This window comes from Streptomyces sp. NPDC101152 (assembly GCF_044768275.1).
GTDB lineage: Bacteria > Actinomycetota > Actinomycetes > Streptomycetales > Streptomycetaceae > Streptomyces.
Genome location: NZ_JBIWPO010000030.1, coordinates 85,127 through 99,291, shown reverse-complemented (window position 1 = coordinate 99,291; position 14,165 = coordinate 85,127). Strand labels below are relative to the sequence as shown.

Annotated in this window: 14 protein-coding genes; 6 read left to right on the top strand and 8 right to left on the bottom strand. The window is 72.3% G+C overall.

Going from position 1 to position 14,165, the window contains the following annotated elements:
• Positions 1–769 precede the first annotated feature (769 nt).
• Positions 770–1,972 carry a chitinase gene (locus ACIRVK_RS31010; protein WP_404252872.1) on the top strand — a complete coding sequence of 401 codons (1,203 nt, stop codon included), beginning with the start codon at positions 770–772 and terminating at the stop codon, positions 1,970–1,972.
• A gap of 18 nt (positions 1,973–1,990) precedes the next feature.
• On the opposite strand, the gene ACIRVK_RS31005 is transcribed toward ACIRVK_RS31010, so the two are convergent.
• The 5 genes from ACIRVK_RS31005 to ACIRVK_RS30985 all read right to left on the bottom strand — a co-directional run bounded on the left by ACIRVK_RS31005 (position 1,991) and on the right by ACIRVK_RS30985 (position 5,522).
• The gene (locus tag ACIRVK_RS31005) at positions 1,991–2,422 is read right to left on the bottom strand and encodes a hypothetical protein (RefSeq protein ID WP_404252870.1); all 432 of its coding nucleotides are present in this window, start codon (positions 2,420–2,422) and stop codon (positions 1,991–1,993) included.
• Between the two features lie 48 nt (positions 2,423–2,470).
• The gene (locus tag ACIRVK_RS31000) at positions 2,471–3,370 is read right to left on the bottom strand and encodes a PfkB family carbohydrate kinase (protein ID WP_404252868.1); all 900 of its coding nucleotides are present in this window, start codon (positions 3,368–3,370) and stop codon (positions 2,471–2,473) included.
• A 46-nt stretch (positions 3,371–3,416) separates the two neighbouring features.
• Entirely contained in the window at positions 3,417–4,286 is an 870-nt protein-coding gene (locus tag ACIRVK_RS30995) for a lysozyme (protein ID WP_404252866.1), read from the bottom strand.
• A gap of 60 nt (positions 4,287–4,346) precedes the next feature.
• On the bottom strand, positions 4,347–4,517 hold the full coding sequence (locus ACIRVK_RS30990) for a hypothetical protein (RefSeq protein WP_404252864.1): 171 nt from the start codon (positions 4,515–4,517) through the stop codon (positions 4,347–4,349).
• Between the two features lie 90 nt (positions 4,518–4,607).
• The gene (locus ACIRVK_RS30985; RefSeq protein WP_404252862.1) at positions 4,608–5,522 is read right to left on the bottom strand and encodes an SGNH/GDSL hydrolase family protein; all 915 of its coding nucleotides are present in this window, start codon (positions 5,520–5,522) and stop codon (positions 4,608–4,610) included.
• A gap of 377 nt (positions 5,523–5,899) precedes the next feature.
• Here ACIRVK_RS30985 and ACIRVK_RS30980 point away from each other — a divergent pair, with 377 nt between their 5' ends.
• The 4 genes from ACIRVK_RS30980 (at position 5,900) to ACIRVK_RS30965 (ending at position 10,235) form a co-directional block, all read left to right on the top strand.
• The gene (locus ACIRVK_RS30980) at positions 5,900–6,316 is read left to right on the top strand and encodes a DUF485 domain-containing protein (protein WP_404252860.1); all 417 of its coding nucleotides are present in this window, start codon (positions 5,900–5,902) and stop codon (positions 6,314–6,316) included.
• Positions 6,313–7,923: a cation acetate symporter gene (locus ACIRVK_RS30975; protein ID WP_404252858.1), complete on the top strand. Its 1,611-nt coding sequence runs from the start codon at positions 6,313–6,315 to the stop codon at positions 7,921–7,923. Before ACIRVK_RS30980 ends, ACIRVK_RS30975 begins: the two co-directional genes overlap by 4 nt.
• Positions 7,924–8,141: 218 nt before the next feature.
• Positions 8,142–8,729, top strand: coding sequence for a hypothetical protein (locus ACIRVK_RS30970; protein ID WP_404252880.1), 588 nt, complete (start codon positions 8,142–8,144; stop codon positions 8,727–8,729).
• Positions 8,730–8,909: 180 nt separating this feature from the next.
• Complete coding sequence (locus ACIRVK_RS30965; RefSeq protein ID WP_404252856.1) at positions 8,910–10,235, top strand: lipase family protein; 1,326 nt, start codon at positions 8,910–8,912, stop codon at positions 10,233–10,235.
• Positions 10,236–10,242: 7 nt separating this feature from the next.
• Here the strand turns inward: ACIRVK_RS30965 and ACIRVK_RS30960 are convergent, their stop codons facing one another.
• The 3 genes from ACIRVK_RS30960 to ACIRVK_RS30950 all read right to left on the bottom strand — a co-directional run bounded on the left by ACIRVK_RS30960 (position 10,243) and on the right by ACIRVK_RS30950 (position 12,646).
• Entirely contained in the window at positions 10,243–10,920 is a 678-nt protein-coding gene (locus ACIRVK_RS30960) for an alpha/beta fold hydrolase (protein WP_404252854.1), read from the bottom strand.
• 437 nt (positions 10,921–11,357) lie between these two features.
• Positions 11,358–11,876, bottom strand: a complete 519-nt coding sequence (locus tag ACIRVK_RS30955) for an adenylate kinase (RefSeq protein WP_404252852.1) — start codon at positions 11,874–11,876, stop codon at positions 11,358–11,360.
• A gap of 29 nt (positions 11,877–11,905) precedes the next feature.
• Entirely contained in the window at positions 11,906–12,646 is a 741-nt protein-coding gene (locus ACIRVK_RS30950; protein ID WP_404252850.1) for a GntR family transcriptional regulator, read from the bottom strand.
• 187 nt (positions 12,647–12,833) lie between these two features.
• Here ACIRVK_RS30950 and ACIRVK_RS30945 point away from each other — a divergent pair, with 187 nt between their 5' ends.
• Positions 12,834–14,039, top strand: coding sequence for an ABC transporter substrate-binding protein (locus ACIRVK_RS30945; protein WP_404252848.1), 1,206 nt, complete (start codon positions 12,834–12,836; stop codon positions 14,037–14,039).
• The last annotated feature ends 126 nt before the right edge of the window (positions 14,040–14,165 follow it).

The following is a 14,165-nucleotide window of genomic DNA, read 5'->3' as shown; positions in this document are numbered from 1 at the left end:
CTGCTGGACTCGTTCGCCGGACCCACGGCGCCTGGCAGTGTCACCGTGTCCCGGCTTTGTCGGGGCTGCTCTCCGCCCTTCCCTCCGTTCCGAGGGTCAGGCTGCCCCCAACTTTCCTCGGGCTGCTGCGACAGCCCGGTAGCAGGGGTCTCGCACCCCTGCGCGACGAACAAGCGCCTCGTGGCGCACGAAGCGGTACTTGAACGCCCACTTGACCTGCTCCGCCATATCTCACACCCTATCCAGCTCCCGTGTGAGCGCTGGGTGTCGGCCCGTGTGCGGTGGCCGCCGGTCCGCCCTGACGGCGAACCGAGTTCTCCTGCCCTGCTCCGCAGGAGCTTCGCTTCCTCCCCCGACTGAAGCCGGGGGTATCCACGAAGGAAGGCCCCGATGAACGTACGAGTGCCCCGCCGTCGGGTCGCCATGACCGCGGCAACGAACAGGCCCCGCCCGGGATTCCGGGCGGGGCCGATGAGAGCGCCGGGCAGGCCTTGCACCTGCATTTCCCCGCAGGAAGCGGGGCGTCTTTCCTTGGACCACCAACGCACGGGCGAGTGGCGTGAGTTGCGGCCGCTCGCTCTGCGTTCATCCTATCGCACCTCAACTGCCACCTTCACCACACCCGTTGACCGAGTGGGCGCACAGCAGCCTGAGAGAGTAAAGGAATTGCATGGTCTAGACCAAAAGACAGCTTGGTCTAGACCGGAGTATGGACGTGGTGGCGGGACGACACGAAGCTGAGGCACCCCCACCTCACAGGAGGCACATCGTGAAACGCCTTCGCGCATGTCTCGGCGCCGCGGCCGCCGTCACGCTCACCGCCGCCGGCACGACCGCCCTGGTCGCGGGCCACGCCTCGGGCGCGACCACCGCGCTCGACGACCGCTGGTACGCGGCGGCCCCCTACCTGATGCCGCTCGACAACGACCCGCCGGACCCGGCCGCCATCATGGACGCCACCGGTCTCAAGGCCTTCCAGCTCGCCTTCGTCCTCGCCCCCAACGGCGGCGGCTGCTCCGCGACCTGGGGCGGCACCGCCCCGGTCTCCTCGGACACCGCCGTCCAGTCGGTCGTCGACACCATCCGGGCCAGGGGCGGCGACGTCTCGGTGTCCGTCGGCGGGTACGGCGGTACCAAGCTCGGCCAGACCTGCTCCGACGCGGCGGCGACCGCAGCGGCGTACCAGCAGGTGATCACCAAGTACGGGTTGCACGCGATCGACTTCGACCTCGAGGAACCCGAGTACGAGAACACCGCGGCGATCAGGAACGAGATCGGCGCCGCCAAGCTGCTCCAGCAGAACAACCCCGGGCTGTACGTCTCCGTCACCACCGCCGGTACCGCCGACGGAACCGGCTGGTTCGGCAAGCAGATGCTGCTGGAGGCGAAGTCGCAGGGGTTCACACCCGACAACTTCTCCATCATGCCCTTCGACGGCGGCTTCAACGCCTCGGCCGCGCAGACCAGCGCCCTCACCAACTTCAACGCCGTCCTGCAGTCGACGTTCGGCTGGGACCAGGCGACGGCCTACGCCCACGAGGGCTTCTCCGGCATGAACGGGCGCAGCGACTCCGGCGAGATCTTCACCCAGGCCGACTTCCAGACCGTGCTGGACTACGCGACCGCCCACAACATGGGCCGCTTCACCTTCTGGTCGCTCAACCGGGACCGCGCGTGCAGCCCGGTCGACAACGGCGGCCGCACGTCCGGCACCTGCTCCAGTGTGGCCCAGAACCCCTGGGACTTCGCGAAGTACTCGGTGAGGTTCGCGGGCGCCACTCCCCCCTCCACGCCCCCCACGCCCCCGCCGCCACCCACCGGGTGCAAGGCCGCCTGGAGCTCGGCCGCGGTGTACACCGCCGGGGACGAGGTCTCCTACGGCAAGCACAACTGGAAGGCCAAGTGGTGGACCCAGAACGAGGTGCCGGCCGCCTCGGACTGGGGGCCCTGGCAGGACGAGGGGGCCTGCTGAGCGGCGCCCGGCCTCGTGTCAGATCCTGCCGCCGGTCAGACGGGTGATCGGGCCGAGCGTACGGCGGCCCGCGCGGCGGCCTGCCGCGTAGGACGTCGCGCCCAGCGCGGTCAGGCCCGCCCCCAGGCCCGCGGCGAGGGCCTTGCGGTGGGCGAGCGCCGTCCACGCCGTCCTGGCGAGCGCCGCGGCCTGTCCCGAGGCCGCGACGACCGCCTGGCGGCCGGCTTCGACGCGCCGGGCGGCGGTGTGCGCGACCGCGGTGGTCGTGCCGGCCGCGCGCTCGGCCGCGCCCGCCGCCGCTGACGTGACGTCACCGGTCTTCTCGGCGGCCTTGTCCGCGGCCTTGGCGGCCGGAGCGGTCGCCTTGGCCGTGGTGCGGCGGGCCTTGGCGGCCGCGCCGCGCGCCGCTGCGGAATGATTCGTGTCGTTGTTGGATGGGCTCATGGACATCGCGTTCCCGCTCGACGCGAGGACAAGCACGTTCCGGCCGATACGGCGTCATCGCCCGCGCATCCAGGCCCGGGTGCCGAAGGAGGCACACGCCCGCGAGGCCACCTTGGCCGCGCGACGCAGACCCTCCGCGAAGCTCTCGGACGTCAACTCGCCCGTCGCCGCGAGGTGATGGGCGAGGGCGCCGTGCAGGACGTCGCCGGCGCCCAGCGTGTCTGCGACGCGGACCGCGGGCACCTCCACCCGGCCGGCCAGGCCGTCGGGGCCCGCCCACTCGATGGGCTCGGCTCCTGCGCTGACCGCCGCCCAGCTCACCCCGTGCTCCCGCAGGAACCGAAGCGTCTGCGCGGGTGTGCTCGTGCCGGGCGGGTGGAAGTCGGCCGAGCAGACGGCCACGTCGACCAGCCGCAGCAGGTCCTCGGTGCCGTCCTTCCAGCTGCCGCCGTCCAGCAGGGTGGGACGGCCGAGGGCGCGGGCGGTGCCCGCCGCGGCCAGGGCCAGGTCCCGGTGGTGCCCGTCGATCTCGACGATGTCACAGGCTGCCACCAGGGTGTCGAGGTCACCGGGCGGGCTCAGCCGGTGGCGCGTGGCGTTGGCCGAGGCCACGGCGCGCTCCCCGGTGGACGCCGTCACCAGGACGGAGGACACAGCGGGCGGCTCGACGGAGTCCGTCGCGAGGTCGGACACCGCCACGCCGAGGTCCCGCAGATCGGCGGTGACCGCGAGAGACAGCGGGTGGCCGCCGATCGCGGTGAGTAGTCTCGCCGTACCGCCCAGATGGCTGAAGGCCGCGGCCGCGTTCGTCGCCGGACCTCCGGCGGCGACGGACTGGTCGCGGGACGTCAGCTTCTCGTCCGGGCCCGGCATGTGTTCCACCAACTGGATGACGTCCAGCGTGCACAGGCCGACGAACAGACCGGCGGGGCGTTGTCGTGCCGTCGCTTCCACGCGTCCAGCATCCCCCGTCGACGCGACAACGCGCCCGCGCGGCGGCTCAGCCGGCAGCGAAGTCCCGCAGGTCGGCTGCGGGCCCGTTGAACCGGTCGCGGTCACCGACGGTCTGGCCGGAGGAGGTGTACTGCCACATCGTGTACGCCGACCAGCCCGCGGGCAGTGGGCCCGCCGAGGAGGCGTAGCGGGCCACCCACAGGGGGTTGGTGGATCCGAAGGCGGACGAGTCGCCGGTGCAGGTGCTCCACCAGCTGGTGGCCGTGTAGATGACGGCGGCGCGGCCGGTGCGGGCCTTGTAGCGGTTCACGAAGTCCCGGATCCAGGAGACCATGCCGCTCTTCGACTTGCCGTAGCAGGAGTCGCCGTAGGGGTTCCACTCGATGTCGAGGGCACCGGGCAGCGTCCTGCCGTCGCCGGACCAGCCGCCGCCGTTGTCGACGAAGTAGTCGGCCTGGGCGGTGCCGCTGCTGGTGTCGGGGGTGGCGAAATGGTAGGCGCCACGGACCATGCCGACGGCGTAGCCGCCGTCGTACTGCTCGGCGAAGTAGGGGTTGCGGTAGGACGTCCCCTCCGTGGCCTTGACGTAGGCCCATTTGACGCCGTTGCTCCAGAGGGTGGGCCACGAGGCGTCCTGCTGGTAGCTGGAGACGTCGACGCCCTCGGTCTGGGCGGCCCGGGTCTCGGGGGCGGCAGCGCGTCGGGGGCCGGTGCCGTCGTGGGCGAGGACGCCCATGCCCATGTAGGCGCTGCCGCGCGCGGGTATGGGTATGGACTCGGCGAACGCCGTGGTGGCCGGCAGGGCGGACACGGTGGACAGGGTGGACAGGGTCAGGAGGAGACCGGCCGTGGTGGCGGTCGGGCGTATGCGCGAGCGGGCGCGCCTGCGGAAGTTGTCTCGTTGCACATGAGCCATCTGACCCGCAGTCGCACCGCGCCGCACGTCACGCTGCGCCGGGCGGAGCAACCGGGCCCGTCAGCGTCTGCGCCAGGACCATCCGCTGCCGATACCGGCCAGGTGCAGGGCCAGCGCCGTGAGACCGAGGAGCATCAGGTTGGTCGAGGTGAAGGTGTGGTTGGTGGAGATGTCGGCCGCGTTGACCAGGAAGGCGATGAAGAACAGGACCGCGGAGAGGATCGCCAGCATGATGTCCGTCCGTTCGGTGGGTCGGGGGCGTCGTACCGTGTGCAGTCCGGATGCCCCCGACTCGCCGCGTCACGCCGACGGCCGGCTGCGTCAGCGTCCGCGCCCCCGCTCCAGGCGTTCGAGCACCGCACCCGCCATGGCCGCCTCCCCCTTGGCGTTGGGGTGGGCGGGAGCGGCCGGGGAGGCGGGCCGCAGGGGTTCGATCCAGCGGTCGGCGGGCGCCTTGCACATGTCGTGACCGCGGGTCGGCCGGTAGGTGTCGACGTACTCGGCGCGGTTGAGGACCGCCGTGATGCGGAGCATCAGATTCAGCCGCTTCTCGGTGTCGCGCAGGTAGGGGAAGTCCTTGGCCGCGAAGGGCACCGAGGGGTAGCAGCCGCTGCCGTCGTCGGGCAGGAGGTCGGGGTAGCCGACGACCACCACGCGCGCGTGCGGCGCCCGGTCGTGCACCGCCCTCAGCACCCGGGCGACCTTCGGCGCCGTCTCCAGCACGGCCCAGGCCAACTGGTCGATGCCGGAGGCGGTGTAGTGACGCTGGCAGGGGTTGCCCGTGAGGTCCTGGGAGGCGAGCTGGGCACAGGTGGCGATGATGGGACCGAACCCGACGTCGTTGCCGCCGATCTGGACGGTCACCAGGTCCGTGTCACGCTGCACGGCGTCGAGTTGGGGCCCGTTGGTGCCCTGGGGCTTCCACATCTCCTCGGTCGTCGCGCCCGCGCAGCTGACGTCGTCCAGGACCGTTCCCGGGCGCTGCACGGCCACCAGTGAGGGGTAGTTGTGGTCGGAACGGGCGCAGTTCGCGTCCACCTGGGTGGGGATCACGGGTCCCGAGGTGTAGGAGTCGCCGAGCGCTACGTACCGCGTCCGGTGTCCGCCGGGCGAGCCGTGGGCCGAGGCGGGTATCCCGGCCGCAAGGACCAGGGCGCAACTGCCGACGGCCGCCCCCACCGCGGTGGCCCGCCGGCGTCTTGACGCCGCTCGGGCCGGATGCGAGTCACGCTTCATGGAAGGCCTCCTGATGGGTCGTCGCCCGTTCAACTGGCCTTGTATACCGGTGAGTAGAGCCGGTCGGCCAGAGGCGTACCACGACGAATTCAGGCGATTGCGGCGCGGAGTACGCGATTCCGCCCGCGGTGCCCCTACCTCCCTCGCACGCGAAGCTGTTCGACGCATGGCGCCGGTCCGAGTGCCGCAGTGATCTCTCGTCACACCTGCCACAGCCTCAACAGCCGAGGTCAGCGCGGTCACGGGGCCTCACCTGGGAGTTCGGCGGAAGTCCTGCGCACGGTCCGCCACCCGCATAACGTGCGGTATCCCGAACCGCTCCCCCACCTTCCGCGGTCCGCACTCTTGGGGCCCCCGACCCGCCAGGAGATCCTGGGATGTCCTCCGACAGCTCCGAGTTACCCCCGGCGCCGCACCGGCCCGGACGGCACGCCTTCCCCTCCCCCGCCTCGCCCGAGGTCCGGCGGCTGCCGGTGCGCACCACCTGGACCGGCCCGCACCGCGATCTGCGACTGCTGCGCCGGGCCGGCCGCCGTCAGCGACGCGTCGCGACCTTCGCCGCACTCGGCTACTTCGCCGTCTTCCTCACCCTGACCGTCGAGTTCCCGTCGGTCATGACCCGGCCCGCGCCCGGCGGCCTGCCCACCGGGCTCCTGCTCGCCCTGGTCCAACTCCCCGTCACCTGGCTGGCGGTGATCCTGTACGAGTTCACCGCGCGCCGGTACGTCGATCCGCTGGCCCGGCGGGTGCGCCGGCAGAGCTACGGCACCGTCGACGGGGAGTGGCGGCGGTGACCGACCTCGAGGGCACCGCGCAGTCCTGGTCGCTCGTGGCGTTCTGCACGGTGGTCACGCTGACGCTGCTGCTGTGCGTGCTCACCGGTCCCGACCGCGACGACCTCGAGGAGTTCTACACCGGCTACCGGTCCCTGTCGCCGCTGCGCAACGGCCTGGCCATCGCCGGGGACTACATCTCCGCCGCGACGGTGCTCACCATCGGCGGGGTCATCGCGCTGTGCGGCTACGACGGTGTCGTGCTGGCCCTGAGCACCCTGCTGTCCCTGTTGCTGCTGATGGTGCTCCTGGCCGAACCCCTGCACCACACCGGCCGGTTCACCATGGGCGACGCACTCGGCCGGCGCCTGCCCGGCCGAGCGGTGCGCGTCACCGCGTGCGCGGTCACCCTCGCCTCGCTGGTGCCGATGATGGTGGTGCAGCTCGCGGGGGTGGGGCAGTTGCTGGCGTTCATCCTCGGCTTCTCCGACAGCGCGATGCGCACCGGCTGCGTCGTCGGGGCCGGAGCGCTCATGATCACGTACGCGGCGATCGGGGGGATGCGGGGAACCGCCCTGATCCAGATCCTGAAGACGGTGATGCTGCTCGCCTCCGGGCTGGTCGTCGCCGTCCTCGTCCTGCACACCTTCGGCTGGAGTCCCCGCGCCCTGTTCGAGACTGCCGCACGGCGCAGCGGCGCCGGCGACGCGTTCCTGCACTACGGGCTCCAGTTCGCGAACGGGCCGCACCGCGGTCTCGACATGGTGAGCACCCAGTGCGCCATCGTGCTGGGCGGTGCCTGTCTGCCGCACGTCACCATGCGGATGTACACCGCCGGCAGCGCGCGCCAGGTCCGCCGGGCGATGTCCTGGGCGGTCTCGGCGGTCACCCTGTTCATGGCCGTCATCACCGTCGTCGCCGTCGGCGCCACGGCCCTGATCGGGCGCACGGGGGTCGCCGCGGCGGATCCGCGCGGCAACACCGCCTATCTGCTGGGGGCGCGGGCCGCGTTCGGGATGCGCCTGTCGCACGCGGAGAGCCTGTTGTTCACGACGGTGACAACGGCGATCTTCCTGACGCTGCTGGCCTCCGTGGCCAGCATGACGCTGGCCTGCGCCAACTCCTTGGCCCACGACGTCGCCGCAGCCCGTCGCCCGACGACGCCGCAGCGCGAGACGACGCTGGCCCGCCTGGCCGCACTGGCGGTGGGCGGCCCCGTCATCGTGCTGGCCGTGCTCGCCCAGCACCGCAGTCTCCAGCCGCTGGCCACCCTCTCCTTCTGTCTGGGCGCCTCCGCCATCGCGCCCGCGCTGGTCTACAGCCTCTTCTGGCGGCGCTACACCCGCGCCGGGCTGCTGTGCACACTCATCGGCGGCACCGTGAGCGTACTCGTCCTGATGACCGGCACCGACCTCGTCTCCGGGACACCGCAATCGGCCTTTCCCGACGCCCACTTCAACTGGTTCCCGTTCACCACCACGGCCCTGGTCTCGGTACCCGTCGGCTTCCTGAGCGGCCTGCTCGGCACCGCCCTGTCCGGCAGACGGGCGAGCGCGCGGGAACGGGAGCGTTACGAGGCCGTCGAGCCCCTGCTGCTCGCCGGGCCCTCCCGTCCCGACAGCGGATGACGGCGGAAGGTGGCACATGGCCGGATCCCTTCCACCGGCCGGGCGCGGCCTCGCGCGCTGGGTATTCCTGCAGAGGTCGAGGCAGGCGGCGTTGGGGGGCTGGCACCGTGGCAGGCCGATGGTGGCGTCGGGAACCCTTCGCATCGCGTCGCCCACCGCGGCCGCCGACCGTCCGCCCCGCGGGATCCGCGGCGGACCACGGGCCCCGCTTCTTGGAAGTGCTGCCGGCGCTCACAGGCCTGGTCGTGGTGGTGTGCTCGCTGGTCGCCGCGCTGGCGCTGGGCTATCGGACGGCGGGCATCGGGGTGCCGGTGGCCGGTGTCCTCCTCCTGGCGGTCGCCGTCACGACCGCGGTCCGGCGCCGGCGTCCGGTCGCCCGCCGTCGCCTCGGGTACTACACGCCGGACGAGCTTCTCGAACTCGACACCCAGGGGCTCGCGTTGGCGGTGGCGCGGATGCTGCGCCGGGACGGGTGGCGGGTGCGCCTGCTGCCCGCCGCGGACCGGCCGCGGCTGTGCGCCCAGGACGGCAGCGGACGTCGGCTGGACGTGGCCTTCCGGCCGGTCGCGGAGCCGCTTCCCGACGAGGACCTGCCGCATCCCCACGCCCACCGGGGCGACGGCGAGTCGCCTCTAAGACTGGTGGTGCACCGCGGGTCGTTCGGGCCGCGCGACGTCCGGTGGGCACGCCGGGAGGGCAGGACCTGGCTGCTCGACGGTTCCCTGCTGCGCCGGTGGGCGCAGGGCGCCCGGCTGAGCGAACTGCTGTCGCCGGGGAGTGCGACCCGTCATATTACTGAAACGTAACCTTCCGTGGGCTACCGCCGGTAACACCGACGTCGGTACGGTCCTGACACTTCGTCTAAGAGCGGTGCGGGGCGCGGTGGGACGACCGCTGCCTCGTAACACCGGCCCCTTCCCCATGGGCCGTCCGCCGCCCGAGCCGCAGATCGAGGCTCGGCCTCCCCCCACTCCCGGAGGTCCGTCATGCCCGTTCCCGCACGTCTGCTCGCCCTGGCCGTCACGACCGCCACCTGCCTCGGCGCCACCGCCCTGCCCGCCACCGCGGCGGCACCGACCGACGCCGTGGTCTCCCGCGGCGTCACCATCCCGGAGTTCTACAACCCGCCCGCCACCCTGCCGGCCGCCGACGGGACCCTGGTCCGCAGCGAACCGCTGCCCCTCGCCCTCAGCCTGCCCGGGGTCGGCGGACCGCTGCCCGGCACCGCCACCCGCCTGATGTACAAGTCGACCGACTCCAACGGCCGGCCGATGGCGGTCACCGGCGCCTACGTCGAACCCACCGCCGCCTGGACGGGCAGAGGCGCCCGCCCGCTGGTCGCGCTCGCCCCCGGCACGCTCGGACAGGGCGACCAGTGTGCCGCCTCCCTCGGCCTGGAGCACCCCCTCACGGCCAACGGCCAGACGGTGACCGTCGGTTACGAGGATCTGGCCGTCTACCGGCTCCTGGCCGAGGGGATCGCCGTCGTCGTCACCGACTACGCCGGACTGGGCACGACGGACCGGCTGCACACCTACGTCAACCGGATCGACGAGGCCCACGCCGTGCTGGACGCCGTCCGCGCGGCCCGCTCGCTGCCCGGCACGTCGATCACCACCGCCTCCCGCGTCGCCCTGTTCGGCTACAGCCAGGGCGGCGGGGCGACCGCGGCGGCCGCCGAACTGCAGCCGGCCTACGCACCCGACATCACCCTCGCCGGAACCTACGCGGGCGCCCCGCCTGCCGATCTGGTCGAGGTCACCAAAGCCGTCGACGGCAGCGAACTGGCCGGCGCGCTCGGCTGGTCGGTCAACGGCTTCCTGCAGTCCGATCCCGCCCTCAGGCCGATCGCCGAGGCCCACCTCAACGCGGCGGGCAAGGCCGCCCTCCAGGACCTGTCGACCATGTGCGTGGGGGACGCGCTCTTCGCCTACGGCGGTAAGCACAGCACCAGTTGGACCACCGACGGCCGCTCCATCAGCGACATCATCGGGTCGGAGCCCGCCCTGACCGACTTCCTCGACCAGCAGCGCATCGGCCGCATCAAGCCGGCGTCGCCGGTACGGGTGGCCACCGGCACCAGCGACAACCTCGTGCCGCACGCGCAGGCGCGGCAACTCGCCGTCGACTGGTGCGCGAAGGGCGCCGACGTCACCTACAAGCCCGTCGGCCTGCCCAACCTGGGAAGCGCCCTGATCAACCACTTCACCCCGCTGCTCACCGACCAGGGCGACGCCATCGCGTGGCTGACCGACCGGCTCGACGGCAAGGCCGCCACCTCCGACTGCGGTGAGCTGTCCGGCCTGTCCTGACCCACGACTACAGCTGGACGGCGCCGTCCGCCGCGCAGGCCTGGGCGGCCAGCCCCCGGGCGGCGGGATCCGGCCGCAGCAGCTGGGCGACCGTCTCGGCGGTCGCCCGGTGCCAGTCGCCGCTGCGCCGGATCATCGCGTGGTCCCCGTTCCTGACCACGACCAGCCCCGCCGGCGTGCCCGCCGCCCGGGCCCTGCGGACGTAGTCCTCCGACTCGGCGCACACCGTCACCCGGTCGCGGTCGCCGTGCAGGAGCACGGTCCGCACATCGCCGAGCTGCTCGACGGGGTCTCCGGGCGGGCACCAGGGTGCCAGTCCCAGCACGCCCCGCACCGTCGGGTGGGCGGCGGCCCGCAACGCCGCCCGGGCGCCCATCGAGTGGCCCACCAGGACCACCGGGGCGCCCCGCGTCAGCTCCCCGAGTTCGTCCAGTGCCCGCAGGGCGTCGTCCACCGGGTCGCCGTCGTTCCAGCCCCGGTACCGGTAGCGGATCTGACCCAGCAGGACGTCCTGGGGAGCCGTCGCCTCCGCGGCCCGCAGCACGGGGTGCATCCGCAGCGCGGCCATCTGCCAGGGGCGCGCGGTGCGGCGGCTCTCCTCCTGGCCGCCGTGCAGGGTCAGGACGGCGGCGGTCGCGGGTCCCGGTGGGGCATGCCGCACGATCAGTGCGGACTCGTCGCGCATCACATCACCATCCTGCCTCACGGCTACGACATCCCTTGTTCGGCTGCGGCCGCCGCTGCCCGCTTCCCCGACGCGCCCAGGCACGCGGCCGGCGAGGGGCACGGACAGTGAACCAGTGAGCCCTGTACGCGCCTCCACCCGGGTGGGGAGGATGCGCGGGTAAGCGCTCAGGCGGCCGGGCGGTCACGTGGTCCGGCGCCACCTCGTACCCACGGTGATCGCCCGCGGCACCCTGGGCGGGGCCGTGGTGCTCGGCCGGGTCGACGCACGGGTCCCCGAGGTGCCGACGGTGCCGGAGCCGCAGGGGGTCCGGGAGACGGACCTCGCCGAAGTCCTGGCCGAACAGCACCTGTTGCAGGGCCTGCACTGGCGCGATCCGATGTCGTACGGCGGCATGCCGCGGACCTGCCGGCGCGTCCCGCCGCGCGGTGAGGCGTCTACAGGGCCGCCAACCAGGCGGCCGTGTCGCGCGGGTGGCGCAGCCTGACGGTGGACAGCGGCGCGAAACGGGGGTCGGCGGCGCGGTGGGCGATCTCCCGGCCGCGTGAGGTGTGCTGGGTCCACGCCCACCAGGCCGGGTGATGACGGCTCAGCCAGTCCGACCAGGTTTCGCGGTTGCCGCCGAAGAGGACCTCCCGGGTCACCGTGCGCCGCACGGAGCGGCGCAGGACGCGCGGCATGACGACGTGGCGCGGGTAGTCCAGCCAGACCACCGTGTCGGCCCGGTCCCACAGAAGGTCACGGACCTCGGGGTAGCCGAGGGAGTCCACGATCCAGCGGGGTTCGTCGGCCAACCGGGACACGGTCGCGACCAGGTCGTCGTTCACGGCCCACTCGCGACCGGTGTAGTACAGGGCGTCCATGTCCCGGTACGGCAGATCCAGACGCCCGCTCAGGGCCCGGGCCAGGGTGGACTTGCCCGCGCCGGTGACCCCCACCACCAGGATCCGTTCCATCAGCACACCCTATGCGCCTGCTTGTCCGCTCAGTCGGCAGTCTTGCGGGCCAGCGCGTTGTTGTCGATCGAGTTGTGCACGCTGAAACTCACCGCGTCCGAGCGGTAGCGGTCCTCGGACCACTCCACCGGGCGGCCCTCGCGGGTCGTGGTGACGCGGCGCACCCGCAGGAGGGGGCTGGTGCGGCGGATGCCGAGCAGTTCGGCGTCCTGGGCGCCCGCCGCGACCGCGTCGATGACGTGCTCGCCGTAGGCGAAGACCAGACCGGTGCTCTCGTACAGCAGCTGGGTCACGGACGGGGCGTCGGCGTCGATGGTCTCGACGGCGGGCGATATCCAGTCGGCGTAGACCGTGCGCTCCACCAGGACCGGTTCGCCGTCCAGGCCGCGCACCCGCAGGACGTGCAACACCGGTGCCCCTTCGTGCAGATGGAGGCGGGCGGCGTCCTGTGCGGTGGCGGGCCGGTACTCCTGGGCGACGACATGGCCGGTGGCCTCGCGGCCCATGGCCTGGGCCCACTGGGCGAAGCTGCGCAGTTCGGCGAAGCTCTGGCTGCGGCGGCTGGCCAGCACGACCCGGCGGGCGCCCTGACGGGAGCCGATGATTCCCTCGGCGGTCAGCGCGGCGACCGCCTGGCGCACGGTGCCCCGCGATACGCCGTAGTGCGCCGCGAGCTCCGTCTCGGCGGGCAGCCTGCCGCCCACCGCGTACTCCTCGCGGTCGATCGCCCGCCGCAGTTCGTCGGCGATCTCCTCGTGTCGCGCCGGCATCGCTTCCCTCCGAGTCGGCTGGTGTGCACAGCGTGATCAGCGTAATCGAGACCCGACCGCGATCGCGCTCACCCGGGATTGTGCAGGGAAACAGCGGCCAGGGTTTCGCCACTGTTTACGGCGACGACACCATCGGGCGCCTTACTGAGGCCAACTTGTTCAGACAAGTTATTCGTCCACGTTCTTCATGGGCGGACTTAGGTCTTCTGCGTCCCCCGCGCCTCCCCTTCCTGGAGTCACCGTGTCCCAGCCGAGAACGGCCGCCCTGGCCGGCTCCCTCGCCGTCGTAGCCGCGCTCGCCCTGAGCGCCTGCGGCGCCGCTCCCGACAACGCGTCGACGACCGCCAACGGCAAGAACGCCGCCACCGCCACCTCGGCCGCCGACTTCGGCGGCCTGGACGCCCTGGTGAAGGCGGCCAAGAAGGAGGGCACGCTGCACGCCATCGCGCTGCCCCGCGACTGGGCCAACTACGGCGCCCTGATCGACGGCTTCCAGAAGAAGTACGGCATCAAGGTCCAGGTGGAGAACCCGGACGGCTCCAGCCAGGACGAGATCAACGCGGTCACCTCCAGGAAGGGCCAGAACCGGGCACCCGACGTCCTCGACCTCGGCTCGTCCTTCGCGCTCAGCGCGGCCCAGCAGGGGCTTCTCGCGCCGTACAAGGTGGCCTCGTACGCCGACATCCCCGCCGGGCAGAAGGACCCGCAGGCCCGCTGGTACAACGACTACGGCGGCTACATCTCCATCGGCTGCGACGCCAAGCGCGTCAAGACCTGCCCGACCACGTTCGCGGACCTCCTCAAGCCGCAGTACAAGGGCCAGGTGGCGCTCAACGGCAACCCCACCAAGTCGGGCTCGGCCTTCGGCGGCGTGTACGCGGCCGCGCTCGCGAGCGGCGGCTCCTTCGACGACATCCAGCCCGGCCTGGACTTCTTCGCCAAGCTGAAGAAGAACGGCAACTACACGCCCGTGGAGTCGACTCCGGCGACCGTCGAGAAGGGCGAGACACCGATCAGTATCGACTGGGACTACCTCAACGCCGGGTACGCCGACGAGTTCAAGTCGAAGGGCGTCGACTGGAAGGTCGCCATCCCCTCCGACGGCCAGTACGCCCAGTACTACTCCCAGGCCGTCAACAAGGACGCCCCGCACCCGGCGGCCGCCCGGCTGTGGCAGGAGTACCTCTACAGCGCCGAGGGCCAGAACCTGTGGCTCGCCGGCTACGCCCGGCCGGCCCTGACGGCGGCCATGGAGAAGGCCGGCACCCTCGACAAGGCGGCCGCCGCCAAGCTGCCGAAGGTCTCCGGCGCGCCCTCCTTCCCGTCCGAGGCCCAGCAGAGCAAGGCCAAGACGGTCATCGCGCAGGGCTGGGCGAAGGCCGTCTCCGGATGACGGCCACCCTCACGGGCGTGGACGTGGGGCCGCCGGGGCCCACGGTGTAGCGGCGGCGCCCCCACCCCCCCGGGGGGGGCCGCGTCCCCCGGCTCGGCTTAAACCCCAACCCCGACGGCCATCCCC